The sequence below is a fragment of the Amycolatopsis sp. NBC_00438 genome (genome assembly GCF_036026695.1).
In the GTDB taxonomy this organism is placed as follows: Bacteria; Actinomycetota; Actinomycetes; order Mycobacteriales; family Pseudonocardiaceae; genus Amycolatopsis.
Window position 1 is genome coordinate 8,616,440 of record NZ_CP107923.1, and the last position, 22,914, is coordinate 8,639,353.

The window sequence follows — 22,914 nt, forward strand, 5'->3', positions numbered from 1 at the left end:
CGCCGGTGAGGTTGGACAGCGTAAAACCATGAACGTATTACTGGTCGTGCTCGCCTTCTGGCTGCCGGGCCTCGTCCTGGGTGCGGCCATCCGGCTGCGCGGGTGGCTGCTGGCCGCGGCCGCGCCGCTGCTGACCTTCGGCGTCGTCAGCCTGGGGGTGCCGGTCCTCGGTGGCCTCGGCATCCGCTGGAACATGCTCGACGTCGCGCTGTGGACGCTGCTGCTGTCCGCGGCCGGCTTCGGCCTCGCTTTCGCCGTGCAGCGCCTCACCGCGCGCCGGCACCCGGACTGGGCCGGGCTGGACGCCGACACGGCGCGCCCGCGCCGGACCCCGCGTGAGCACCTGCTGATGGGCGCCGGCGTCTTCGTCGGCTCCGCGGTCGGCATCGTGACGTTCCTGCGCGGCGCCCGCGGCCTGAACCAGGTCCAGCAGGGCTGGGACGCGCCGTTCCACGCGAATCTGGTGCGCTGGATCGCCGAGCACGGCGACGCCCGGCCGTCGACGGTCGGCACCATCGCGAACCTGCCGAACCAGACCGACTACTTCTACCCGGACACCTACCACGCCCTGCTCGCGCTGGTCTTCGACAAGGCCGGGCTGGCGATGATGCCGACGCTGAACATGGCGGCGCTCACGGTGATCCTGTGCGTGCCGATCGGCGTCGCCGCGATGTGCCACGTGTGGCGGATGCCGCCGCTGGGTGTCGCCGCGGCCGCCGCCGTTTCGGTGTCGTTCACGAACTTCCCCTACGACTCGCTGTGGCGCGGTCCGCTGTGGCCCTACGTCGCGGGCGTGGCCTTGATCCCGGCGGCCCTCGCACTGGGCCGGCTGCTGCTGGAGCCGCGGGGGATCGCCGGTCCGGTCGCGATCGGCATCGGCGTCGCCGGGCTGATCGGGCTGCACACCAGCGTCGCGTTCGTGGTCGTCGTGTACTTCCTGCTGGTCCTGCTCGCCGTGCTGTTCCGGTTCGAGCGGATCGACTGGCGCCGCTCGGCGCCCTCGCTGATCGCCACCGTCGGCCTCGCCGTCGTCTGCGGCCTGCCACTGGCGTTGCCTTCGCTGTACAACGCGGGTGGCGTGACGAGCGCGTTCTGGGCGTCGGAGGCGACCGTCAGCGGCGGTCTCGGCGAGACCATCACGTTCTCGCCGATGGCCCCGTTCCCGCAGTGGTGGATCGGCGTGCCCGCGTTCATCGGGATCTGCCTGATGGTCAAGCACCGCCGGATGCTGTGGATGGTCGCGGCCTACGTCGTGTTCGGCGGGCTCTTCGCGGCCACGGTGTCGATGGAGACGCCGCTCATCCACACCCTCACCGGGGTCTTCTACAACGACCACTGGCGGATCGGGGCCCTGGTCCCGCTGGCCGGCGCGGTCGCCTTCGGCGAGTTCGCCGAGACCGCGGCCCGCTGGATCGCGCGCAAGGCCGGCGGCCGGCTGCCCAACCTCGGCCCGGCGACGCTCACCACGCTCGGCGTGGTGCTGCTGGCCCTGGTCATCGGCGGGCTCAGCCGCGGCGGCTACATCGGCCGCAACGCGGCCCGGCTGCAGCTCAACTACAGCGGCGGGCCGACCGTGAGCAACGACGAGCGCGAGGCCTTCACGTGGCTCGCCGCGCGCGTCGCCCCCGGCGAGCACGTGATGAACGACAAGTCCGACGGCTCGGTGTGGATGTACGCGCTCAACGGCATCCAGCCGGTCGAGTGGACCTTCTACGGTGCCGAGCCGCTCACCCCGGCGGGGTACCTCAGCGTCTACCTGAACGACATCGACAAGTACCCGGCGGTGCGCAAGACCCTCACCGACCTCAAGGTCCGCTACGTCTTCGTCGGCAAGGGCAAGGTCTCGGCGACGACCCCGAGCGCGGTCGGCCTCGAGCACCTGGACGCCGGTACCGGTTTCAAGCTGGTCTTCCACAATCCCGGCGCTTCGGTGTACGAGATCGAGGGCCAGCAAGGCGTCGTCGCGGCCGGGGCCACCCCCGGGTCCGCCGCCGGCAACGGGAACTGAAGGGCTAAAGTGATCGCGTGTCCGCGTCTCCGTTGACCTCCGTGACCAGCCGCCGGGTGCTGATCGTGATGCCCGCGCTGAACGAGCAGGCGAGCGTCGCGTCGGTTATCGAGCACGTGAAACGGGCTCGGCCGGACGCCGACCTGCTGGTCGTCGACGACGGCTCGGTCGACGACACCGCCCGCCTGGCCCGCGCGGCCGGGGCCGAGGTGGCCCGCCTCGCGGTGAACCTCGGTGTCGGCGGCGCCATGCGCACCGGCTTCCGCTACGCCGCCGCCCGCGGGTACGACGTCGTCGTGCAGGTGGACGCGGACGGCCAGCACGACCCGGACGAGCTCGAGGCGTTGCTGCGCGGCCTGGACGACGCGGACATCGTGATCGGCTCGCGGTTCGCCGGCAAGGGCTCCTACAAGGCCAGCGGGCCGCGCAAGTACGCCATGGTGGCGCTCTCGCTGGTGTTCTCGCGGCTCGCGAAGAGCAAGCTCACCGACGTCACGTCCGGGTTCAAGGCGATGGGGCCGCGCGCGATCCGGCTGTTCGCCGGCTACTACCCGGCCGAATACCTCGGCGATACCGTCGAGTCCCTGGTCATGGCCATCCGGGCGAACCTGACCATCAAGGAGATCCCGGTCATCATGCGCGAGCGCGCGGGCGGCACGCCCAGCCACTCGCCCGTCAAGTCGGCCGTCTACCTGGGCCGCGCGGGTCTCGCGCTGCTGCTGGCCCTGGTGCGCCGCCGGCCCGCGGTCGACTCCTCGGATTCGGCGTAAGGGGAACTGGAAATGGCCGGTTGGCGCATCCTCAGCATCATCGTCGCCTGCGTCGTGCTGTTCGTGGTCATCGAAATGATGCGGCGGCGCAAGCTGCGGGAGAAGTACGCGGGCGTGTGGCTGGTCGTCGCCGTCGGCGTCGTCGTCCTCGCGGTGCTGCCGCAGGCGGCCGAGTTCCTCGCCAAGCACACCGGCGTCCAGACGCCGTCGAACTTCGTCTTCCTGCTCGCCGGGGTCGTGCTGGCGCTAGTGTCGCTGCACCTGTCGACCGAGGTCGGGCACCTGGAGGAAGAAGTGCGCACGTCGGTCGAGGAGACCGCGTTGCTGCGCTGCGAGCTCGAAGACACCAAGCGCGAGCTCGAACGCCGGATCGGCGAGCTGGAAGCCCGGATGTCGGCGCCGGACGACGTCAAAGGACTTCCCGAGGTCGAGCGCGTCAGCAAGTGACGCCCTGATCGAGGCGCTGCTTTCCGCGCCCGCGCGGCTCGGCGGGGTTCGGGTGCTGGCCGTCGACGGGCCGTCGGGTGCCGGGAAGTCCACGCTGGCAGGCGAAGTCGTCGATGGGCTGCGAGCCCTGGGTTGCCGCACGGCCCTCGTGAGCACCGACGCCTTCGCGACGTGGGACGACCCGGTCGGGTGGTGGCCGCGGCTCGTCGAAGGTGTGCTGAAGCCCCTTGCGGACGGCGTGGACGGCGCTTACCGGCGGACGGACTGGTCGTCCGGGGTCCCACGGCCGGGGGATCTCGTCCGGGTGACAGTTCCGGACGTCCTGGTGGTGGAAGGCGTTTCGAGCGGCCGGGCTTCGGTAAGACCCCTGCTTTCCCACCTCTGCTGGATCTCCGGCGGCACGGAGGCCGAGCGGCTGACCCGGTCCGTGGCGCGCGACGGCGAGGCGTCGAGGGCGGAACTGGGCCGCTGGCAACGGTTCGAGCGCGGCTGGTTCGCCGTCGACGGCACCCCCGAGGCGGCCGGAACCCGACTTTCGTAGGGAACGGATTGCTCACGCTCCGTGCCCGCGCCGCTCCGGATCGATCAAGCGAGACCGGACCGTGAACACTGCTGGTCTAACGGCGGTACCGCCATCTGAGTCAGGGTTCGGGCACTCGGCGCAGCCGTGGACCACAAATGGTCACATTCTGTCGTGATTTACGGACACATTGCGGTCAAATCGACGCCCACGTAGCGCGATCGTAACCTCACGTGCTTAAGTGCGAGCCGAGTTCCCGCTAGTGTCGGCGAGCACACCGATCGTCCGGGGTGTTCCTGACCGACCGGACGGTGACTTAAAAACCCGAACATCTCCCAAGGGGTGCCAGATGCAGCAATTGCGGCTGACCCGAACACGCCGCGTGGCCCTGATCGGGCTCACCGGCGCGCTCGCGGTTTCGCTGTCCGCCTGTGCGGATTCGAAGCGTGACGAGGGCGCCGGAGGTGGTACCGGAGGCACGATGATCTTCGGCGCCGCCGGAAACCCGAAGATGTTCGACCCGGCGTTCAACGACGAGGGCGAGACCTTCCGGATCACCCGTCAGATCTACGACACGCTGATCCAGAACAAGCCGGGCACCGCCGACCTCGAGCCGTCTCTCGCCGAGAAGTGGGAGCCGAGCAACGACGGCAAGACCTGGACGTTCACCCTGAAGTCGGGCGTCAAGTTCTCCGACGGCACCCCGATGGACGCCGCCTCGGTCTGCTTCAACTTCGACCGCTGGTTCAACATGAAGGGCGCTGCCGCCCAGAGCCAGATGATCTACTACGGCGACGTCTTCGAGGGCTTCGCCAAGAACGAGGGCGACGCGACGGGTGACCCCGTCTACAAGAGCTGCGAGGCGAAGGACCCGGCGACCGCGGTCCTGAACCTGAACAAGCCCAAGGGCGCGTTCCCGTCGGCGTTCACGCTGCCGTCGTTCGCGATCCAGAGCCCGACCGCGCTCAAGGCGCACAACGCCGACACGGTCACCCAGAGCGGCGACTCGTTCACCTACAGCGAGTACGCGAACAAGTTCCCGGTCGGCACCGGCCCGTTCAAGTTCGAGAGCTGGGACCAGGCCAAGGGTGAGATCACGCTGGTCAAGAACGACAGCAGCCCGACGCCGCCGAAGCTCGACAAGCTGATCTTCAAGGTGATCCCGGACGAGAACGCCCGCAAGCAGGCGCTCAAGGCCGGCGACATCAACGGCTACGACTACCCGAACCCGGCGGACTACGGCCTGCTGCGCAACGACGGTGAGCAGGTCCTCATCCGCCCGTCGTTCAACGTGCTGTACCTGGGCATCAACCAGGCCAACAACCCGAAGCTCAAGGACGTCAAGGTCCGCCAGGCGTTGGCCTACGGCGTCAACCGCGAGCAGTTCGTGAAGTCGAAGCTGGCCGAGGGTTCCGAGGTCGCGACCGAGTTCGTCCCGAAGGTCATCTCGGGTTACACCGACGACGTCACCAAGTACCCGTACGACCCGGAGAAGGCCAAGCAGCTGCTGCAGGAGGCCGGGGCGACGGATCTGACGCTGAAGTTCTACTACCCGACCGAGGTCACCCGGCCGTACATGCCGAACCCGGCGGACACCTTCACGGCGATCTCCGAGGACCTGAAGAAGATCGGCATCAAGATCGAGACCCACGCCGAGCCGTGGAACGGTGGTTACAAGGACGACGTCCAGAAGGCCGGTAAGCAGGACCTCCACCTGCTCGGCTGGACCGGTGACTACAACGACGCCGGCAACTTCGTGGGCACGTTCTTCGGCCGCGAGAAGAAGGAGTTCGGGTTCAACAACCCGCAGCTCTTCTCGGCTCTGAGCGCGGCGGACGCTTCGGCGGCCGGTGACGCCCACGCCAAGGCGTACCAGGAAGTCAACAAGCAGATCATGGACTTCCTGCCGGCGATCCCGATCGCGTACCCGACTCCGGCCATCGTGGTCGGCCCGAAGGTCAAGGGTCTGGTGGCGAGCCCGCTCACCGACGAGCGCTTCAACACCGTGACTGTCAGCTGATCTGAATTTCGGCCAGGCAAGGGGTGGGCGCTACCGCGCCCACCCCTTGCGCCTAATCCCGGGCTGGCTACGAAGGACTGCACGTGCTCCGTTTTCTCGTGCGTCGGTTGCTACAAGCGATTCCGACGCTCTTCATCCTGTCCATCCTGATCTTCGCCTGGCTCCGGTCCCTGCCCGGCGGCCCCGCCGCCGCGCTGCTGGGTGACAAGGCGACGCCGGAGAAGATCGCCAACCTCAACCACGTACTCGGGCTCGATCAGCCGATCATCCTGCAGTACTTCGGGTTCCTCGGCCGGGCGTTCACCGGCGACTTCGGCAACTCCCTGGTGTCGACCCAGCCCGTGATGGGCGAGATCGTCACCTTCCTGCCGGCGACCATCGAGCTCGGTCTCTCCGCGATGATCATCGCGATCGTCGTCGGCATCCCCGCCGGTTACCTGTCGGCGCGGTTCCGCGGCGGGCCGGTCGACAACCTGGTCATCGTGCTCAGCCTCATCGGCGTCGCGGTGCCGGTGTTCTTCCTCGGCTACATGATGCAGGACCTGCTGGCCTCCCCGCTCGGCTTGCCGTCGCAGGGTCGCCAGGCCGCGGGTCTCGACGCCACCGCCATCACGAACTTCGCCATCCTCGACGGCATCATGACCGGCGAGTGGGACGCCGTGTGGGACGCGATCAAGCACCTGATCCTGCCCGCGTTCGCGCTCGCCACCATCCCGCTCGCGGTGATCACCCGGATCACCCGCGCGTCGGTGCTGGACGTCCTCAACGAGGACTTCGTCCGCACGGCCAACTCCAAGGGCCTGACGCAGCAGGTGGTGCGCACCCGGCACGTCCTGCGCAACGGCCTGCTGCCGGTGGTCACGACGATCGGCCTCCAGACCGGCGCCCTGCTGGGCGGCGCGGTGCTGACCGAGCGGGTGTTCAACTTCCGCGGCCTCGGGTTCCTGCTGGCCGAGGGCATCGAACGGCGTGACTACCCCCGGCTGCAGGCGCTCCTGCTGTTCGGAGCGGTGGTGTACGTGCTGGTGAACATGCTGGTCGACGTCTCTTACGGGATCATCGACCCGAGGGTGCGTGTGCGATGAACACTCTGCTGAACAAGAAGAAGGAACCGATCGACAAGCTCGCCGCGGCGAGCGGGCGCAGCCTCGGCGGCGAAGCCCTCCGCCGGATGCTGCGCAGCCCGGTCGCGATCACCGGCGGTGCCATCACCGGTCTGTTCCTGCTCCTGGCGATCTTCGCGCCGCTGCTGGCCCCCAAGGACCCGCTCGACCGCTCGTTGCAGGACCAGGTCCAGCTGGGCCGGGGCATCATCCCCGGTTCGATGCCGGGTTACCCGCTCGGCGTGGACGACTTCGGCCGCGACTTCCTGTCCCGGCTCATCGTCGGCGCCCAGCAGACGCTGCTCGTCGGCGTGCTGGCCACCGTGATCGGCGTCCTCATCGGCGTGATCATCGGCGGGATCGCGGGCGCGTTCGGCGGCTGGGTCGACACCGTCCTCATGCGGCTCGTCGACGTCATGCTGTCGTTCCCCTCGCTGCTGCTGGCCATCTCGATCGCGGCGCTGTTCGCGAACCCGAGCCAGTGGACGGTCATCCTGGCCGTGTCGATGGTCGGCGTGCCGATCTTCGCCCGGCTGCTGCGCGGTTCCATGCTGGTGCAGCGCGACGCCGACCACGTGCTGGCGGCGACGTCCCTGGGCGTGAAGCGCGGGGCGATCGTGTTCCGGCACATGCTGCCGAACTCGCTCGGCCCGGTCATCGTGCAGGCGACGCTCACGTTGGCCACTTCGATCCTCGAGGCCGCGGCGCTGTCGTTCCTCGGCCTGGGCGATCCGGACCCGTCGCGCGCGGAGTGGGGGCTGATGCTGGGCAAGGCCTCGCGCCAGTTCCTCGACATCCGCCCGGAGCTCGCGTACTACCCGGCGATCGCGATCATCATCGTCGCGCTCGGGTTCACGCTGCTCGGCGAGTCCCTCCGCGAAGCCCTCGACCCGAAGAACAGGCGGTGAGAACCCATGGCACTCCTTGAAGTCCGTGACCTGACGGTCGACTTCGTCCGCCGTGGCGAGCGGCCGTTCACCGCGGTGGACAGCGTCAGTTTCGACGTCGAGCCGGGCCAGACCGTCGGCCTGGTCGGCGAATCCGGCTGCGGCAAGTCCGTGACGTCGCTGGCGATCATGCGGCTGCTGGCCCGGCGCGGCAACAAGGTCAGCGGTTCGGTGCGCTACGAGGGCACCGATCTGCTGAAGCTGTCGGACCGCGAAATGCGCGACCGGCGCGGCCGTGACCTCGGCATGGTGTTCCAGGACCCGCTGTCCTCGCTGAACCCGGTCATCCCGATCGGGCTGCAGATCACCGAAGTCCTGGAGCGCCACCGCGGGATGTCGCGCAAGGCGGCGTCCGTCGAAGCGACGGACCTGCTCGACAAGGTCGGCATCCCGGACCCGGCGCGCCGGCTTTCCGAGTACCCGCACCAGCTTTCCGGCGGGATGCGGCAGCGCGCGCTGATCGCGATCGCGCTGGCGTGCCGGCCGCGGCTGCTCATCGCCGACGAGCCGACCACCGCCCTGGACGTCACCATCCAGGCGCAGATCCTGGCGCTGCTGCGGGAACTGGTGCAGGACACCGGAACCGCGCTGATCATGATCACGCACGACCTCGGCGTCGTCGCCGGGCTCTGCGACGAGGTCAACGTGCTCTACGGCGGCCGGATCGTCGAGCGGGCGAAGCGGCACCAGCTGTTCGCCGAGCCGCGCCACCCGTACACCCACGGCCTGCTGGCCTCGATCCCGCGCCTGGACGCGGGACGCGGCGAGAAACTGGTCCCCATCAAGGGATCCGTGGCCGACAACATCCCGTGGGAGGGCGGCTGCGCGTTCGCGCCCCGCTGTCCGAACGCGCTGCCGGTCTGCCGCGAGGTTTCGCCGCAGCTGGTGCCCGACCACGGCGGGCTGCTGCGCTGTCACAACCCCGTGCGGCCGGCGGTCGTGGCGGGAGGAGGGGCCCGATGAACCAGCCTGCTGGTGACGTGCTGCTCGAGGTCGACGACCTCAAGGTGCACTTCCCGATCAAGAGCGGCGTCGTGTTCGACCGGACGGTCGGCCACGTCTACGCGGTCGACGGCGTCGACCTGGCCATCCGCCGCGGCGAGACCTACGGCCTGGTGGGCGAGTCCGGCTGCGGCAAGTCCACGCTGGGCCGGGCGATCCTGCGGCTCAACGAGCCGACGTCGGGTTCGGTGAAGTTCGACGGCACCGACGTCGCCAAGCTCAAGGGAGAGGAACTGCGGAAGGCCCGGCGCCGGATGCAGATGATCTTCCAGGACCCGATGTCCAGCCTGGACCCGCGGCAGTCGGTCGAATCGATCCTCGTCGAGGGCATGCACGCGCACGGCCTCGACAAGGACAAGGAAGCCACCCAGCGGCGGCTGCGTCAGCTGCTGTCGGCCGTCGGTCTCCCGGAGTCGTCGCTGCGGAAGTACCCGCACGAGTTCTCGGGCGGGCAGCGCCAGCGCATCGGCATCGCGCGGGCGCTGGCGGTGGAGCCGGACCTGATCGTCGCGGACGAGCCGGTCTCGGCGCTGGACGTCTCGGTGCAGGCCCAGGTGGTGAACCTGCTGGAGGACCTGCAGGACCAGCTCGGCCTGACGTACGTGGTGATCGCGCACGACCTCGCGGTGGTGCGCCACATCTCCGACCGCATCGGCGTGATGTACCTGGGCGCGCTGGTGGAGGAGACGGACGCGGACTCGCTCTACCGCGACCCGCTGCACCCGTACACCCGGGCGCTGCTGTCGGCGATCCCGGTGCCGGACCCGCAGGTGGAGGACACGCGCGAGCAGATCCTGCTCGCGGGCGACCTCCCGTCACCGGCCAACCCGCCGTCGGGCTGCCGCTTCCACACGCGTTGCCCGTGGAAGCAGGCGAGCCTGTGCGACACGGACCGCCCGCAGCTGCGGGAGATCGGCGTCGGTCACCGGGTGGCGTGCCACTACGCGGAGGACATCCGCGACGGTCGCATCCAGCCGCACGAGGTGGAGCCGGAACTGGTGGAACTGACCGGGGCGTTGAACCCGGACCTGGGCCCGCCGGACGTGGGGACCTCAGCGGAGATCCTGTGAACCGATGATCTCGTGAGCTTGTGATCCGAAGACCGGCCGGGCAGTCGCTGCCCGGCCGGTCTTGTGTCCGGGGTCCGGTTTCCCTTTGCCCGAGGGAAGTTCCGGAACGTCCGCCGTCCACCCGGCCTCGGTAGGAGATAGCGGTCTTGTCGAACCGAGTGGCGGTGGCACGGAACTGTTTGAGGCGGTTGCAACTGCGTTCGACGATGTTGCGGCGTCGGTAGGCGGTGCGGTGGTCGGCCGCCGACCTGAGCTCGGCGCGGCCGGTTGGCTTGCTGATCACGGGGTTCGGGAATGGTCGCTGGGATGTGGTCGGCGTAGGTAGGAGCGGATGGCCCGGCTGGAATGGCCCTTGTCCGCCGGTACTCGGCTTGGCCGGGTCGGCGGACGGTCTGGACCCTGCCGGCGGAACTTGATCCCGGCCGTGGCCTGGGTGAACATTGTGCAGTCGTTGACGTTGCTGCCGGTCGACACGATCGACAAGGGCCGTCTGTGACCGTCGCAGGCGGGGTGGATCTTGGTGGTGGGTCGTCTCGGCGACCACCCGTACCTGTGTCACCAGGACGGATGGGGTGCTGGTGCGTGATCAGCGCCAGAACCGAGGGCGGGGGGCGCTGTCACTGGATCCCGCGGCATACGCTGCCGAGCGGGGGCGACGACGTGGAAGCCCGTTCGGGAGGCGCTCGTGAAATATGTGGTCCTGATCTACGGCAACCCCGAATCCCGCCAGGCGTGGGAGGGGATGAGCGACGAGCAGCGGGCCGCCGGGCTCGCCTACTACCAGCAGCTCAACGACGATCTCGACGCGTCCGGTGAACGGCTCGTCTCCGAGCGGCTCGCCTTTCCCGAACTGACCAAGCGGGTCAGCGTCGGCGACAGCGGGCCGCAGACGACCGACGGGCCGTTCGCCGAGGCCAAGGAGTTCCTCGCCGGCTTCTACCTGCTCGACTGCGAAAGTGAAGAACGCGCGCTCGAGATCGCCGGGCGGATTCCGGAGGCGGCGTTCGGGGTGGTGGAAGTGCGGCCGGTGATGGGGCTGCACGGGACCGAGCTGTGATCGAAGGTCTCCTTCGCGAACTCGCTCCGCAGGTCCTCGCCGCGCTGGTCCGGCGGTACGGCGGGTTCGACACCTGCGAGGACGCCGTCCAGGAGGCGCTGCTCGCGGCGTCGCTGCAGTGGCCTGTCGAGGGCTTACCCGATCACCCGAAGGGGTGGCTGATCACGACGGCGTCCCGGCGCCGGATCGAGCAGTGGCGCAGTGAGACGGCGCGGCAGCGGCGCGAGGAGACCGTCGTGCTCGCCGAGCCGCCGGAGCCGGAGCCGGCCGTCGGCGTCGACGACACGCTGACGTTGCTGCTGCTCTGCTGTCACCCGTCGCTCACCCGGCCGTCGCAGGTGGCGTTGACGCTCCGGGCGGTCGGCGGCCTGACGACGGCGGAGATCGCGCGCGCGTTCCTCGTCCCGGAGGCGACGATCGGCCAGCGCATCAGCCGCGCGAAGCAGAAACTGCGCGGTGAGCGGCTCACGCGGTCCGAGAACCCCGAGCGTCTGGCCGCCGTGCTGCAGGTGCTGTACCTGATCTTCACCGAGGGCCACACGGCCAGCTCGGGGGACGCGCTCAACCGCGTCGAGCTGACGACCGAAGCGATCCGCCTGACCCGGCAGCTCCCGCCCGGCGGCGAGGTCACGGGCCTGCTGGCCCTGATGCTCCTGACCGAAGCCCGCCGCCCGGCCCGGGTCGACGCGACCGGCGCGCTGGTCCCGCTGGCGTCGCAGGACCGGACGCGCTGGAACGCGGAGTTCATCACCGAGGGCGTCGCGCTGATCACGAGCGCGTTGTCGACGTCCCCGGTCGGCCCGTACCAGCTCCAGGCGGCGATCGCGGCGGTCCACGACGAGGCCCCGACCGCGGCTGACACGGACTGGGCCGAGATCCTCACGCTCTACGACCTGCTGCGCGTGGTCGCGCCGGGGCCGATGGTGACGCTCAACCGCGTCGTGGCGTTCACTCAGGTCCACGGGCCGGAGGCGGGCTTGGCGGAGCTGGCCGGCGCCGACCCGGAGGCCCACCACCGGGTGGACGCGGTCCGGGCGCACCTGCTGGAGCTCGCGGGAGACGTCACCGGGGCGCGGGAGGCGTACCTGGCGGCGTCGCGGCGGACGTTGAGCCTGCCGGAGCAGGCCTACCTGCAGTCCCGGGCGTCCCGGCTGGCGTGAGTTGTCCACATGGGGGCACGCCTGTGGACAACCTGGGGAAGGATGAGCGCGGACGCCGTTCGTGCGGGAGGATCGGGTCATGCAGGTCACCGTGCTGGGCGCGTCGGGGCGGACCGGGTTCCACATCGCACGGCTTCTCGCGGCCAGAGGGCACACCGTCCGGGCCGGGTTGCGCAGCCGCCGCCGGGCCGAAGTCCTCCGGGAACTCGACGTCGAACCCGTCGTCGCCGACGTCACCGCGGATCCCGACGACCTCGTCGAGGCCTTCCGCGGCTCGGACGTCGTCATCACCGCCATCGGGGCGCCGGATCCGGAACCGGCGTCGGTGAACCTCGTGGACCGGGACGGCTCCGTCACGGCCATCCACGCGGCCGAGAAGGCCGGTGTCGCGCGGTACATCCAGGTCTCCGCGCAGTTCGCCGACTCCCCGGACCAGGGTGATCGGCTCGTGCGGTCGATCCTGCTCGCCAAGCAGCTGTCCGACCTCGCCCTGCAGAAGTCCGCGCTGACCTGGACCATCGTCCGGCCCGGCACGCTCACCGACGGGCCCGCTACCGGGCGCGTCAAGGTCGCCGGGCACCTCGAACCCGGACGGGTGACGCGGCTGGACGTCGCCGCCGTGGTCGTCGGGGTGCTCGGGGAGCCGCTCACCGAAAACCGCGGGTTCGACGTCGTTTCCGGCGAGTTCCCGGTCGGGCCGGCGCTCGCCGCTCTCGGGTGAAAAACGCTACCTAAGGTGTACCCGGAGGGATACCTGAGTGGGGCTCCCGGCGCGGACCGGCCCCGGTACCCTGCGGTGACGGACAAGGCGATATCCAGGGGGTACGGGCAGTGCACATCGACCAATGGCTGGAGGCGATCCCGCCGCTTTCGGTGTACCTGATCGTCGGCGCGGTGATCATGATCGAGAGCCTCGGCATCCCGTTGCCGGGCGAGATCGTGCTGGTCAGCGCCGCGTTGCTGGCGTCGTCGCACAGCAACCTGAGTCCCCTGTGGATCGGGATCCTGGCCAGCGCGGGCGCCATCATCGGCGACAGCATCGGTTATCTGATCGGGAAAACCGGTGGCCAACGGCTGTTCGCCTGGGCGGGCCGGAAATTCCCGAAGCATTTCGGGCCGACGCACATCGCCAACGCCGAACGCATCTTCAACAAACGCGGCATGTGGGCCGTGTTCCTCGGCCGGTTCATCGCGTTCCTGCGGATCCTGGCCGGCCCGCTCGCCGGGTCGCTGAGGATGCACTACCCGAAGTTCCTGATCGCCAACGCGCTCGGCGGCATCGTCTGGGCGGGCGGCACCACCGCGCTCGTCTACTACCTCGGCGTGGTCGCCGAGAAGTGGCTCGGCAACTTCTCCAAGTACGGCCTGATCGCCGCGATCGTCATCGGCGTCGTCGTCTTCTTCGTCATGAAGAAGCGTCTCGGCCAGAAGCACGAGGGTGGAGAAGAGACGCCGCAGGAGAAGCAGGAAGCGGCCTCCTAAACCGGCACTTCCTCCGGCAGCAGCTCGGGATCGGGCTTGCGCGCGGACTTGAGCGAGCCGAGGAGAACGCCGCCGATCACCACCACGGCGGCGGCGATCTCCAGGCCGCTCGGCCGCTCGCCCAGGATCAGGAACGACGCCGTCAGCCCGACCACCGGCACCAGCAGCGAGAACGGCGAGACGACGCTCGCCGGGTTGCGGCGCATCAGGGTCGTCCAGATCCCGGACCCGACGATCGTGCCGAACAGCACGACGTAGGCCAGCCCGCCGAGCGCGGTCAGGCCGGCCGGTGTGCCCAGCGTCGCCAGCGAGTGCCACTGCGCCGCCGGGCCCTCCATGACCAGGGACAACGCGAACATCGGCAGCGGCGGCACCACGGACATCCACAGCGTGAAGTGCAGCGGGTTGTCCGGCTCCGCCCGCCGCGTGCTCAGGTTGCCGAACGCCCAGCTCAGCGCGGCCAGCACGGTGAGGATCATCGGCAGCAGCGCCGCGTGCCCGGACTGCTGCCACGCGATCGCGGTCATCCCCGCGACGGCCAGCAGGATCCCGGCCAGCTGCCGGCCCGTGACGCGTTCCCGCAGGAAAACGGCCCCGAGCAGCACCGTGAACGGCGCCGACGCCTGCAGCACCAGTGACGCGAGCCCGGTCGGCATCCCGGTGTCCATCGCGATGAACAGGAACGCGAACTGGCCGGTGCCGAAGCCGAGCCCGTACCCGAGCAGGTACCGCACCTTCACCTTCGGCCACGGCACGAACAGGATCGTCGGCACGGCGATCACGGCGAACCGCAGCGCGCCCGCGAACACCGGCGGGAACTGCCCGAGCGTGGCGTGGATGGCCAGGAAGTTCAGGCCCCACAGGACGGCGACGAACATGGCCAGCAGACGGTCACGGGTGGGCATGCCTCCACTCTGACAACCTCGACCGTGAAGGACCAGCGAGAATATCTGCAGGAATCGTGTAGCTGTCCTTCACGTACGCTGACGTCGTGGATCTGGGTCGCCTGCGCACGCTGCGGGAGTTCGCCGACCGCGGGAGCGTGACGGCCGCCGCGCGGGCGCTGCACTGCACGCCGTCCGCGGTGTCGCAGCAACTGCGTGCCCTGCAAGGCGAAGTCGGCCTGCCGCTCACCGAACCGGCGGGCCGCGGCCTGCGGCTGACCGACGCCGGTCGCGCGCTGGTCGCCCGGGCCGACGAGGTGCTGGCCGCGCTGGAGCGCGCCGAGTCCGAACTGGACACCTACCGCAGCGCGCCGCGCGGACGGGTGCGGGTCGCGATCTTCCAGTCGGCCGGGCTGATGCTGCTGCCGGGCCTGCTGACCCGCATCGCCGGTCACGACGGCCTGGAGATCGACGTCCGGGACGTCGACATGACGCCACCGGAGGTGCCGGGCCTGGTCGCGGACTACGACGTCGTCGTGGCGCACCGCGACGAGCACGCGCCGGAGTTCGACTCCGGCCGGCTCGACGTCGTGCCGCTGCTGCGCGAACCCCTCGACGTCGCGCTCCCGGCCGGGCACCGGCTGGCGAACCGGCGCCGCGTCGAGCTGCCGGAGCTGGCGGACGAACGCTGGATCAGCGTCGACTTCGGCTTCCCGGTGGACGACGTGCTGCGCTCGCTGACCGTCCGCACCGGCGTCCGGCCGGTGGTGGTGCAGCGGATCAACGACTTCCGGATCACCGAACGGCTGGTCGCGGCCGGCCACGGCATCGCGCTGCTGCCGCGGTACACGATGGACACCCGCCGCGGCAGCGGTCTGGTCGGCCGCCCGCTGGCCGGCATCCGCGCGGCCCGCCTGGTGGAGGCGGTCTGCCGCACCGGCGCCCTGCAGCGCCCGGCCGTGGCCCAGGTGATCGAAGAGCTGCGCGCGGAGGTCGCCCAGCTCACCGGCTCGTGAGTGGTCAGGGCGGTTAGAACCGCCCTAACCACTCACGACGTGCGGTGGGTGCGGAGGTGGGCGACGGCGATGTGCAGCGCGTCTTCCAGAGCCGTCAGGTCGCCGCGGATGTGGGCCAGCAGCAGGCCGCCCTGGACACACGCCATCGCGGCCTGGGCCAGCCGCGCCGGGTCGGCGTCGGCCGCGAGTTCGCCCTGGTCACGTAGCTGTTCGAGGCCGCGCGTCAGGTGGGACTCCCAGGTCCGGTAGGCCTGGTCGAGCAGCGGCCTCACCTTCGGGTCGTCGCCGAGTTCGCCGGCGAGGTTGCCGAGCGGGCACGGGATCGGCGCCGCGGCGCGGCGCTGGACGTCGAGGAGCTGCTCGGTCCACGTGTCGAAATCGGCCCACGACGCCAGCGTGAAGATCGCCGGCTGGTTGTCGAGGATCTCCGTCAGATAGCGGTCGATCACGGCCTCGACCAGCTGATCCTTGTTCTTGAAGTAGTGGTACATCTGCGATTTCCCGGCCCCGCTCGCGGCGAGCACCTTGTCGAGGCTCGTGCCCGCGACGCCGTGGACGTACATCAGCTGCGCCGCGGCGTCGACGATCGCGTCGCGGGTCCGCTTGCCCCGTGCGGTCGTGGCCGCCGCTTGCGTCTCCATGTACCGGATAGTACAGTCCGTTGTACTGTACCGATCAGTACAACGAATGGGGATCAAGGTGGGGAACGATCTGAAGAGCGGGCTGGAAGCCGCCAAGGACCACGGCCGGAGTGTGCTGCCGCCCGAGGTGTTCACGGTTTTCGAGGCTGACATGGCGCGCGCGGCCGACGAGACGAAGTTCGCCGAAGCCGGGGTCACGGTCGAGGACTTCGCGCTGCCGGGGGCGGACGGTGAGACCGTCAGCCTAGGGCAGCTGGTCGCGGACGGGCCCGTGGTGCTCGTGTTCTACCGCGGCCAGTGGTGCCCGTTCTGCAACCTGACGCTGCGGACGTACCAGCAGGAAGTCGTCCCCGAGCTGGCGAAGCTCGGCGCGACGCTGGCCGCGATCAGCCCGCAGACCGCGGACGGCTCGCTGACCACACAGGAGAAGAACGAGCTCGACTTCACCGTGCTGTCGGACGTCGGGAACGTCGTCTCGCGGCAGCTCGGGCTGACGTTCCGGGTGTCGGACGTCGTGCGGGAGGCGATGAGCTCGATCGGCACAGACCTGGGTCAGGTCAACGGCACCGGCGAATGGGAGCTGGTGTACCCGGCGGTCGTCGTGGTCGACCGGGACCGGACGATCCGGTACGTCGACGTCCACTCGGACTACACGACGCGCACGGAGCCCGCGGCGATCATCGAAGCCGTCAAATCGCTCTAGCGCCGCGCTTCACGCTGTAAGTGATCACCGAACCCAGGACCAGGGCGACGCCGAGGGAGAGCAGCATGCTGATCCCGGGTTCGGTGATGAGCTGGCCGCCCGCGTAGCCGAGGAAGGCCACGTAGGACGTCCAGAGCGTGACGCCGATAGCGGAGGCCGTGAAGAACTCCGCCATCGGCCAGCGGAGCGAGCCGGCGAGGAGGGCGCCGACCGTTCCGCCCGACGGCAGCCAGCGGGCCACCACCAGCACCGGGCGCGGGTGGCGTTGCAGCCGCCCGTCGAGCCAGCCGATGCCGGCGGCGATCTTCTTCCGCCGGCTCAGCCGGTCCAGCGCCGCCCGGCCACCGAACCGGCCGAGGGCGTAGAGCGCCTGGTCGGAGACCAGGCACCCGGCCGTGGCCACGGCGATCACCAGCGCCAGCGACGTCCCGCCCTGGGCCGCGGCGATGCCCATGCCGAGGAGCGTCACCTCGGTGGGCAGCAAGGGCACCAGCGAGACGACGAACAGCACCAGCAGTCCGGCCGTAGTCGCGTCCACACCTCCATTAACCGCCCGCGGGCTCCGGATGAATCCCGATCAAGGGGGACTCACAGGAAGCCGACAGCTCTTCCACAGATCGGGTGACTGTGGCGGCCGGGATCCGGGGTAACCGTGCGGGTATGGACACTTTGTCGGGAAAGGTCGCCCTGGTCGCGGGCGGGACCCGCGGCGCGAGCCGCGCGATCGCGGTCGAGCTGGGCCGCGCGGGCGCCTTCGTGTACGTGACCGGCCGCAGCAGCGGCACCAAGAAGTCCGAAGTGGACCGTCCGGAGACCATCGACGAGACCGCCGAGCTGATCGAGCAGGCGGGCGGGCGCGCCGAGGCCGTCCGCGTCGACCACCTGGAGCCGGCCGAGGTCGCCGAGCTGGCGAAGCGAGTCGACGCGGCGCACGACGGCCTCGACATCCTGGTCGACGGCATCTGGGGCGGTGACCAGCACCTCGGCTGGGGCAAGCCGGTGTGGGAGCACGACCTCGACGCCGGCCTGCGGATGATCCGCCTCGGCATCGACGCGCACCTGATCACCGGCCACCACCTGCTGCCCCTGCTGATCCGCCGCCCGGGCGGCCTGGTCGTCGAGCTGACCGACGGCACGGCGGAGTACAACGCGAACTACCGCGAGGGGACGTCGCTGCCGTTCTACGTCGCGAAGGCGTCGGCGCACCTGCTGGCGAAGGGTGAGGCCGCGGAGCTGAAGGAGCACGGCTGCACGGCCGTCGCCTACACCGCCGGCTACCTGCGCTCGGAGATGATGCTGGACCTCCACGGCGTCACGGAGGAGAACTGGCGCGACGCGCTGGAGGAGAACCCTCACTTCGCGATCTCGGAGACGCCGACGTTCGGCGCCCGCACGATCGTCGCGCTGGCGAGCGACCCGGACCGGCGGCGGTGGTCGGGGCAGACGGTCAGCAGCGGGCAGCTGGCGAAGGAGTACGCGATCGATGACGTCGACGGCAGCCGCCCGGACGCCTGGCGCTACATGACCGAGGTGATCGCCCCGGGCAAACCGGCGGACACGACCGGCTACCGCTGACCCCAGAATGCCGTGAAGGGCACCTTCAGGGCTTAGAAGTCCCAGAAGGTGCCCTTCACGGCAGTTCGCTACCGGTTGGCGCGGTTCACCGCCGAGACGACGGCGCGCAGTGACGCCGTGACGATCGACGGGTCGATCCCGATGCCCCAGAACACCCGGTCCGAGATCGCGCACTCGATGTACGACGCGGCGCGCGCGTCGTCGCCCGGCGAGAGCGTGTGCTCGGAGTAGTCCAGCAGGCGCAGGTCGAAGCCCACGGTCGAGAGCGCGTCGAAGAACGCCGCGATCGGCCCGTTGCCGCGGCCGGTGACCTCGTGCTCGTCGCCTTCCACGCGCACCGTCGCGGTGATGTCGTACTCGCCGTCCCCGTTGTCGCGGACGTGCTGGCGGACCAGCTCCAGGGGCGTCTTCAGCTCCAGGTACTCGGTCGCGAAGGCGTGGTACATCGTGGCCGGGTCGACCTCGCCGCCCTCGGTGTCGGTGTAGCGCTGGATGACCTTGGAGAACTCGATCTGCAGGCGCCGCGGCAGGTCGAGCTGGTGCTCGGCCTTCATGATGTAGGCGACGCCGCCCTTGCCGGACTGCGAGTTCACCCGGATCACGGCCTCGTACGTGCGGCCGACGTCCTTCGGGTCGATCGGCAGGTACGGGACCTCCCACGGGTACTCGTCGAGCGGTACGCCCTGCTTGCCGGCGGCGTCCTTCAGCGCGTCCAGACCCTTGTTGATCGCGTCCTGGTGCGAGCCCGAGAAGGCCGTGAAGACCAGGTCGCCGCCCCACGGCGAGCGCTCGGGCACCGGCAGCTGGTTGCAGTACTCGACCGTCCGCTTGATCTCGTCCATGTCCGAGAAGTCGATCTGCGGGTCGATGCCCTGGCTGTAGAGGTTCATGCCCAGCGCGACCAGGTCGACGTTGCCGGTGCGCTCGCCGTTGCCGAACAGGCAGCCCTCGATCCGGTCCGCGCCGGCCTGGTAACCCAGCTCGGCGGCGGCGATGCCGGTACCGCGGTCGTTGTGCGGGTGCAGCGACAGGATCACCGAGTCGCGGCGCGCCAGATTGCGGCTCATCCACTCGATCGAGTCGGCGTAGACGTTCGGCGTGGCCATCTCGACGGTCGCCGGCAGGTTCAGGATCACCGGCTTCTCCGGCGTCGGCTGCCAGATTTCGGTGACGGCGTTGCAGACCTCGAGCGCGTACGACAGCTCGGTGCCGGTGTAGGACTCCGGCGAGTACTGGAACCGGAAGTCGGTGTCGGGCTGCTTCGCGGCCAGCTCGACGACCAGTTCCGCGGCCTGCGTCGCGATCTTCTTGATGCCTTCGCGCTCCTCGCGGAAGACCACGCGGCGCTGCAGGATCGACGTCGAGTTGTAGATGTGGACGATCGCGCGCGGCGCGCCTTCGAGGGCCTGGAAGGTCCGCTCGATCAGCTCGTGGCGGCACTGGGTCAGCACCTGGATGCTGACGTCGTCCGGGATGGCGCCCTCTTCGATGATCTCGCGGACGAAGTCGAAGTCGGTCTGCGACGCGGCCGGGAAGCCGACCTCGATCTCCTTGTAGCCCATGCGGACGAGCAGGTCGAAGAACTTGCGCTTGCGCGCGGGCGACATCGGGTCGATCAGGGCCTGGTTGCCGTCCCGCAGGTCGACGGCGCACCACAGCGGCGCGCGGTCGATGCGCTTGTCCGGCCAGGTGCGGTCGGGGACGTCGATGTTCTCGATCAGGTCGTACCAGGGGCGGTAGCGGTGCACCGGCATGGACGTGCCGCGCTGGGTGTTCCAGGCGGGCTGATCAGCGGGCGCGGTGCGAGAGGGTTTGCGGATGCGCGAACTCATGAAAGGGGTGTCTCCAGCTCGACGGGTGCGACCGGCACCACGAAGCCCCGCGACGGGGAGCCGGTCCGGTCAGGCCCCGTCGCGGCAGCGAAGCAGGAGAGCACGCGCCACGTGCCCACCATAACCATCGGGCGAGGCCGGGGGGAAGTGAGGGCGCGATCCAACCGTTACGTGGGACGGCCCATCCGAGTTACCAGCGGGTAGCAATCGGCCCAGTGCCGTGCGAAACTGCGGGCATGGCTGAACACGCAGAGTCGTCGGCGTCTTCGGAGGACACGGAGACGCGCGTCGCCCGCCGAGCACCCGTCGACTGGCGCGGTGCCGGGGGCAAGGTGGCCAACGCGGTGGCGTCGATCGTCCGCTGGGTGGGCTTGGTCTTCGCCGCGATCCTGGTGATCCACGTGATCTTCACGGTCGGCTCGGCCAACCCGGACAACGGCATCGTCTCGTTCGTCCACTCCTGGGCGGACGGCTTGGCGCTGGGCTTCAGCGATCTGTTCACGCCGAGCGACGCGAAGCTGCGGGTCCTGGTGAACTTCGGCATCGCGGCGATCTTCTGGCTCGTGGTGTCGGGCATCCTCGCCAAGGTGATCCGCCGCGTCGGCGGGGCTTCCTGAGCCGGCCTAGCTTTCGGCGAGTTCGTCGTACACGCGGTCGCAGATGTACCGGCGTCCGTAATTCCCTCCGGTGACTTCGCGCAGGAAGCCAGCTTCTTCCAGTTTCCTGATCGCACCGGCGGCGGTCGGATAGGACACGCCGAGGTCGGCCTGCACTTTGGGAATGGTCATCATCGGGTAGCCGATGATGTTCACCGCCAAGTCGTGGACGCTGCCGCGTGCGCCCGCGTTCTTCATCGTTTCGATGACTTCCCGGGAGAACGCCATCAGGCTCCGGATCGTTTCCGCTGCCGCCAGAGCGCGTGCCTTGACCGCTTCGGCGAAGAACCGGACCCAGGGGTCGAAGTTCCCGGTCCTGCTCACGGTGAGCAAGTGGTCGATGTAGTCGTCACGACGGGGTTCCAGCCAAGGGGACAGGTTCAGCACGGCGTGCTTCAGCACGTGCTCTTCGATGAGCTGAAGAGTGATGATCAGCCGGCCGATCCGGCCGTTCCCGTCGCTGAACGGGTGCAGCGTCTCGAACTGGTAATGACCAAGCGCCACCTTCACCAGCGCCGGCATCTCCTGCTCGGCGTTTATCCACTTTTCCCAGTCGCTCACACCGTCGCGCAGCACGTCGCCATCGGGTGGCGGGACGAACCTGGACTGTTCGATTCCTCTGCCGCGGTCCCCGATGCAGACGAGCCGTTCCCGGAGCCGGCCCGCGTCGTAGGCGTCGCCGCGTGTTCCCGTGACGAGAATCTGTTGAAGCCGTGATACCACCTGCAGGCAGATCGGCAGTTTCTTGATGAGGTCGAGACCGGCGAAAGCCGCTTGGACGTAGTTCTGCACTTCGTGCACTTCTGCCGTCGGCCGCTGGCTTTCCGTGTACTGGGCTTCCAGCACGTCGGCGTAGGGGGCAAAGGTTCCTTCGAGCGCCGAGGTGCTGACGGCTTCCCGGGTCAGCGAGGGTCGTACCAGCAGGTCGGGGTTGGGTAGCCGGTCGGTCAGAGCGTCCAGTGAGCCGAGGGCGCGGTCGGCTTCACTGATGAGCTTGTACGTGCCGGGTAGCAGGTCGACTACGCTGGGGAGTGGAGCAGGTACGAAGGCGAAGTGGTTGTAGGCCTGCTTGGTCCGGCCATCTACGCCGCTGATCGGCACCAGTTGACCGACGGGTGACTTGCCAAACGTCTCTACCTGCACTTTTAAAGCTTAGCGCACAAAGCTTTAGTTCTAGCGGCGGCATCTAAGGGTTCTTGCAGTCTCGGCTCGAAATTTCAGGGTTGGGGTCCAAACCTTGAAATCTCTCGTCAGCCGGAGGTCACCGGCCATCGAACGCCGGGGTGCCCCACTTGCCGGTGAACGCGAACTCCTCCAGCGGGATCCGCGCCCGGTCCGCCTTCTCCTTCTCGATCCGCCAGTCCTCCTCCAGAACGGAAGGATCACCCGGCGACCCGACCGCGATGGCGACCCGCGGCTCCGCGTTGTCCGGGAGACCGAACGACGAGCGGACGTCGGCAGGGGAGAAGCCCGCCATCTGGTGGGCGATCAGCCCCAGTTCCACCGCCTGCAGGACCAGGTTCTCCGAAGCCAGCCCGAGCCCGTATTCCGCGTACGGGACGTCTCCCTTCGCGTTCGAAGTCACCATCACCCCGATCAGCAACAGGCCCGCCCGGCGGGCCCACGCCTGGTTGCCCGAGTTGAGGGTCGCCAGGATCGCGTCGAACGCCGAGGTTCCGCGGACGCCCACCAGGTACCGGGCCGGCTGGGTGTTGCCGAACGACGGTGCCCAGCGGGCCGCTTCGAGGAGGGCCCGCACCTGGTCCGGGGTGACGACGGCGGACGCGTCGTAGGCCCGGGGACTCCAGCGCTCGGCCATCAGAGGGGCGATCGGGATGCTCGTCACAGCTGGTTTGCGCACGTTCACCACGGTACCCAGGAGTGCGCTGCATCACTCGAAAGGAAGTGCTCCGCGCATTTCCTTGGTGTTACGGAAGATTTACTTCCGTAACTGCCCCGGACCGGTGGCCGCCGCCACTCAATAGTGTGGCGGGCTGCTGAAGCCCCGGTAGGCTCCTTCT

Annotated in this window: 23 protein-coding genes and 1 pseudogene; 17 read left to right on the forward strand and 7 right to left on the reverse strand. The window is 69.2% G+C overall.

Annotated elements, in window-relative coordinates; genetic code table 11:
* Positions 1–28 precede the first annotated feature (28 nt).
* The 9 genes from OG494_RS39525 to OG494_RS39565 all read left to right on the forward strand — a co-directional run bounded on the left by OG494_RS39525 (position 29) and on the right by OG494_RS39565 (position 9,887).
* Entirely contained in the window at positions 29–2,008 is a 1,980-nt protein-coding gene (locus tag OG494_RS39525) for a DUF6541 family protein (protein ID WP_328447565.1), read from the forward strand.
* Between the two features lie 68 nt (positions 2,009–2,076).
* Entirely contained in the window at positions 2,077–2,778 is a 702-nt protein-coding gene (locus OG494_RS39530; protein WP_328459164.1) for a glycosyltransferase family 2 protein, read from the forward strand.
* 12 nt (positions 2,779–2,790) lie between these two features.
* Positions 2,791–3,225: a DUF2304 domain-containing protein gene (locus tag OG494_RS39535; protein WP_328447567.1), complete on the forward strand. Its 435-nt coding sequence runs from the start codon at positions 2,791–2,793 to the stop codon at positions 3,223–3,225.
* A gap of 52 nt (positions 3,226–3,277) precedes the next feature.
* A complete protein-coding gene (locus OG494_RS39540; RefSeq protein ID WP_328447569.1) occupies positions 3,278–3,766 on the forward strand; it encodes a uridine kinase family protein in 489 nt (162 codons plus the stop codon).
* 328 nt (positions 3,767–4,094) lie between these two features.
* Entirely contained in the window at positions 4,095–5,765 is a 1,671-nt protein-coding gene (locus tag OG494_RS39545; protein ID WP_328447571.1) for an ABC transporter substrate-binding protein, read from the forward strand.
* Positions 5,766–5,848: 83 nt separating this feature from the next.
* Entirely contained in the window at positions 5,849–6,850 is a 1,002-nt protein-coding gene (locus OG494_RS39550; RefSeq protein ID WP_328447573.1) for an ABC transporter permease, read from the forward strand.
* On the forward strand, positions 6,847–7,776 hold the full coding sequence (locus OG494_RS39555; protein WP_328447575.1) for an ABC transporter permease: 930 nt from the start codon (positions 6,847–6,849) through the stop codon (positions 7,774–7,776). Before OG494_RS39550 ends, OG494_RS39555 begins: the two co-directional genes overlap by 4 nt.
* Before the next feature lie 6 nt (positions 7,777–7,782).
* Positions 7,783–8,778, forward strand: a complete 996-nt coding sequence (locus OG494_RS39560; protein ID WP_328447577.1) for an ABC transporter ATP-binding protein — start codon at positions 7,783–7,785, stop codon at positions 8,776–8,778.
* Complete coding sequence (locus OG494_RS39565; RefSeq protein ID WP_328447579.1) at positions 8,775–9,887, forward strand: ABC transporter ATP-binding protein; 1,113 nt, start codon at positions 8,775–8,777, stop codon at positions 9,885–9,887. The genes OG494_RS39560 and OG494_RS39565 overlap by 4 nt, the downstream gene beginning before the upstream one ends.
* A 279-nt stretch (positions 9,888–10,166) precedes the next feature.
* Here the strand turns inward: OG494_RS39565 and OG494_RS48515 are convergent.
* Positions 10,167–10,409 (reverse strand): annotated as a pseudogene (locus OG494_RS48515) (transposase); the annotation flags it as partial.
* 163 nt (positions 10,410–10,572) lie between these two features.
* Between OG494_RS48515 and OG494_RS39570 the strand changes: the two are divergent.
* From OG494_RS39570 to OG494_RS39585, 4 genes are all read left to right on the forward strand, one after another.
* Positions 10,573–10,944, forward strand: coding sequence for a YciI family protein (locus OG494_RS39570; protein WP_328447581.1), 372 nt, complete (start codon positions 10,573–10,575; stop codon positions 10,942–10,944).
* A complete protein-coding gene (locus OG494_RS39575; protein WP_328447583.1) occupies positions 10,941–12,104 on the forward strand; it encodes an RNA polymerase sigma factor in 1,164 nt (387 codons plus the stop codon). Before OG494_RS39570 ends, OG494_RS39575 begins: the two co-directional genes overlap by 4 nt.
* Positions 12,105–12,183: 79 nt before the next feature.
* On the forward strand, positions 12,184–12,825 hold the full coding sequence (locus OG494_RS39580; RefSeq protein WP_328447585.1) for an SDR family oxidoreductase: 642 nt from the start codon (positions 12,184–12,186) through the stop codon (positions 12,823–12,825).
* 110 nt (positions 12,826–12,935) lie between these two features.
* Positions 12,936–13,586: a DedA family protein gene (locus OG494_RS39585; RefSeq protein WP_328447587.1), complete on the forward strand. Its 651-nt coding sequence runs from the start codon at positions 12,936–12,938 to the stop codon at positions 13,584–13,586.
* Here the strand turns inward: OG494_RS39585 and OG494_RS39590 are convergent.
* The gene (locus OG494_RS39590) at positions 13,583–14,491 is read right to left on the reverse strand and encodes an EamA family transporter (RefSeq protein WP_328447589.1); all 909 of its coding nucleotides are present in this window, start codon (positions 14,489–14,491) and stop codon (positions 13,583–13,585) included. The two genes, OG494_RS39585 and OG494_RS39590, sit on opposite strands and share 4 nt — an antisense overlap.
* 86 nt (positions 14,492–14,577) lie before the next feature.
* On the opposite strand from OG494_RS39590, the gene OG494_RS39595 reads away from it, so the two are divergent.
* Positions 14,578–15,486, forward strand: a complete 909-nt coding sequence (locus OG494_RS39595; protein WP_328447591.1) for a LysR family transcriptional regulator — start codon at positions 14,578–14,580, stop codon at positions 15,484–15,486.
* Between the two features lie 32 nt (positions 15,487–15,518).
* Here OG494_RS39595 and OG494_RS39600 read toward each other — a convergent pair whose 3' ends face one another.
* Entirely contained in the window at positions 15,519–16,127 is a 609-nt protein-coding gene (locus OG494_RS39600; RefSeq protein WP_328447593.1) for a TetR/AcrR family transcriptional regulator, read from the reverse strand.
* A gap of 58 nt (positions 16,128–16,185) precedes the next feature.
* Here OG494_RS39600 and OG494_RS39605 point away from each other — a divergent pair, with 58 nt between their 5' ends.
* Entirely contained in the window at positions 16,186–16,830 is a 645-nt protein-coding gene (locus OG494_RS39605) for a peroxiredoxin-like family protein (RefSeq protein ID WP_328447595.1), read from the forward strand.
* Here the strand turns inward: OG494_RS39605 and OG494_RS39610 are convergent.
* Positions 16,817–17,368, reverse strand: coding sequence for a DedA family protein (locus OG494_RS39610; protein WP_328447597.1), 552 nt, complete (start codon positions 17,366–17,368; stop codon positions 16,817–16,819). The two genes, OG494_RS39605 and OG494_RS39610, sit on opposite strands and share 14 nt — an antisense overlap.
* Before the next feature lie 122 nt (positions 17,369–17,490).
* Between OG494_RS39610 and OG494_RS39615 the strand changes: the two genes are divergently transcribed.
* Positions 17,491–18,405 carry an SDR family oxidoreductase gene (locus tag OG494_RS39615; RefSeq protein ID WP_328447599.1) on the forward strand — a complete coding sequence of 305 codons (915 nt, stop codon included), beginning with the start codon at positions 17,491–17,493 and terminating at the stop codon, positions 18,403–18,405.
* A gap of 68 nt (positions 18,406–18,473) precedes the next feature.
* Here the strand turns inward: OG494_RS39615 and leuA are convergent, their stop codons facing one another.
* Positions 18,474–20,237, reverse strand: a complete 1,764-nt coding sequence (leuA, locus tag OG494_RS39620) for a 2-isopropylmalate synthase (protein ID WP_328447601.1) — start codon at positions 20,235–20,237, stop codon at positions 18,474–18,476.
* Between the two features lie 236 nt (positions 20,238–20,473).
* Between leuA and OG494_RS39625 the strand changes: the two genes are divergently transcribed.
* Positions 20,474–20,854 (forward strand): hypothetical protein, encoded by a 381-nt coding sequence (locus OG494_RS39625; RefSeq protein WP_328447603.1) that lies wholly within the window; start codon positions 20,474–20,476, stop codon positions 20,852–20,854.
* A gap of 6 nt (positions 20,855–20,860) precedes the next feature.
* Here OG494_RS39625 and OG494_RS39630 read toward each other — a convergent pair whose 3' ends face one another.
* Together OG494_RS39630 and OG494_RS39635 are read right to left on the reverse strand one after the other, a co-directional pair.
* Entirely contained in the window at positions 20,861–22,036 is a 1,176-nt protein-coding gene (locus OG494_RS39630; RefSeq protein ID WP_328447605.1) for a Fic family protein, read from the reverse strand.
* Positions 22,037–22,154: 118 nt separating this feature from the next.
* Positions 22,155–22,754, reverse strand: coding sequence for a nitroreductase family protein (locus OG494_RS39635; protein ID WP_328447607.1), 600 nt, complete (start codon positions 22,752–22,754; stop codon positions 22,155–22,157).
* Positions 22,755–22,914 lie beyond the last annotated feature (160 nt).

Bases quoted from the DNA above. Each gene is read 5' to 3' on its own strand.
- OG494_RS39525 (WP_328447565.1), top strand. From the start codon at position 29: ATGAACGTATTACTGGTCGTGCTCGCCTTCTGGCTGCCGGGCCTCGTC.
- OG494_RS39530 (WP_328459164.1), top strand. From the start codon at position 2,077: ATGCCCGCGCTGAACGAGCAGGCGAGCGTCGCGTCGGTTATCGAGCAC.
- OG494_RS39535 (WP_328447567.1), top strand. From the start codon at position 2,791: ATGGCCGGTTGGCGCATCCTCAGCATCATCGTCGCCTGCGTCGTGCTG.
- OG494_RS39545 (WP_328447571.1), top strand. From the start codon at position 4,095: ATGCAGCAATTGCGGCTGACCCGAACACGCCGCGTGGCCCTGATCGGG.
- OG494_RS39555 (WP_328447575.1), top strand. From the start codon at position 6,847: ATGAACACTCTGCTGAACAAGAAGAAGGAACCGATCGACAAGCTCGCC.
- OG494_RS39560 (WP_328447577.1), top strand. From the start codon at position 7,783: ATGGCACTCCTTGAAGTCCGTGACCTGACGGTCGACTTCGTCCGCCGT.
- OG494_RS39565 (WP_328447579.1), top strand. From the start codon at position 8,775: ATGAACCAGCCTGCTGGTGACGTGCTGCTCGAGGTCGACGACCTCAAG.
- OG494_RS39580 (WP_328447585.1), top strand. From the start codon at position 12,184: ATGCAGGTCACCGTGCTGGGCGCGTCGGGGCGGACCGGGTTCCACATC.
- OG494_RS39590 (WP_328447589.1), bottom strand. From the start codon at position 14,491: ATGCCCACCCGTGACCGTCTGCTGGCCATGTTCGTCGCCGTCCTGTGG.
- OG494_RS39600 (WP_328447593.1), bottom strand. From the start codon at position 16,127: ATGGAGACGCAAGCGGCGGCCACGACCGCACGGGGCAAGCGGACCCGC.
- OG494_RS39615 (WP_328447599.1), top strand. From the start codon at position 17,491: ATGGACACTTTGTCGGGAAAGGTCGCCCTGGTCGCGGGCGGGACCCGC.
- leuA (WP_328447601.1), bottom strand. From the start codon at position 20,237: ATGAGTTCGCGCATCCGCAAACCCTCTCGCACCGCGCCCGCTGATCAG.
- OG494_RS39625 (WP_328447603.1), top strand. From the start codon at position 20,474: ATGGCTGAACACGCAGAGTCGTCGGCGTCTTCGGAGGACACGGAGACG.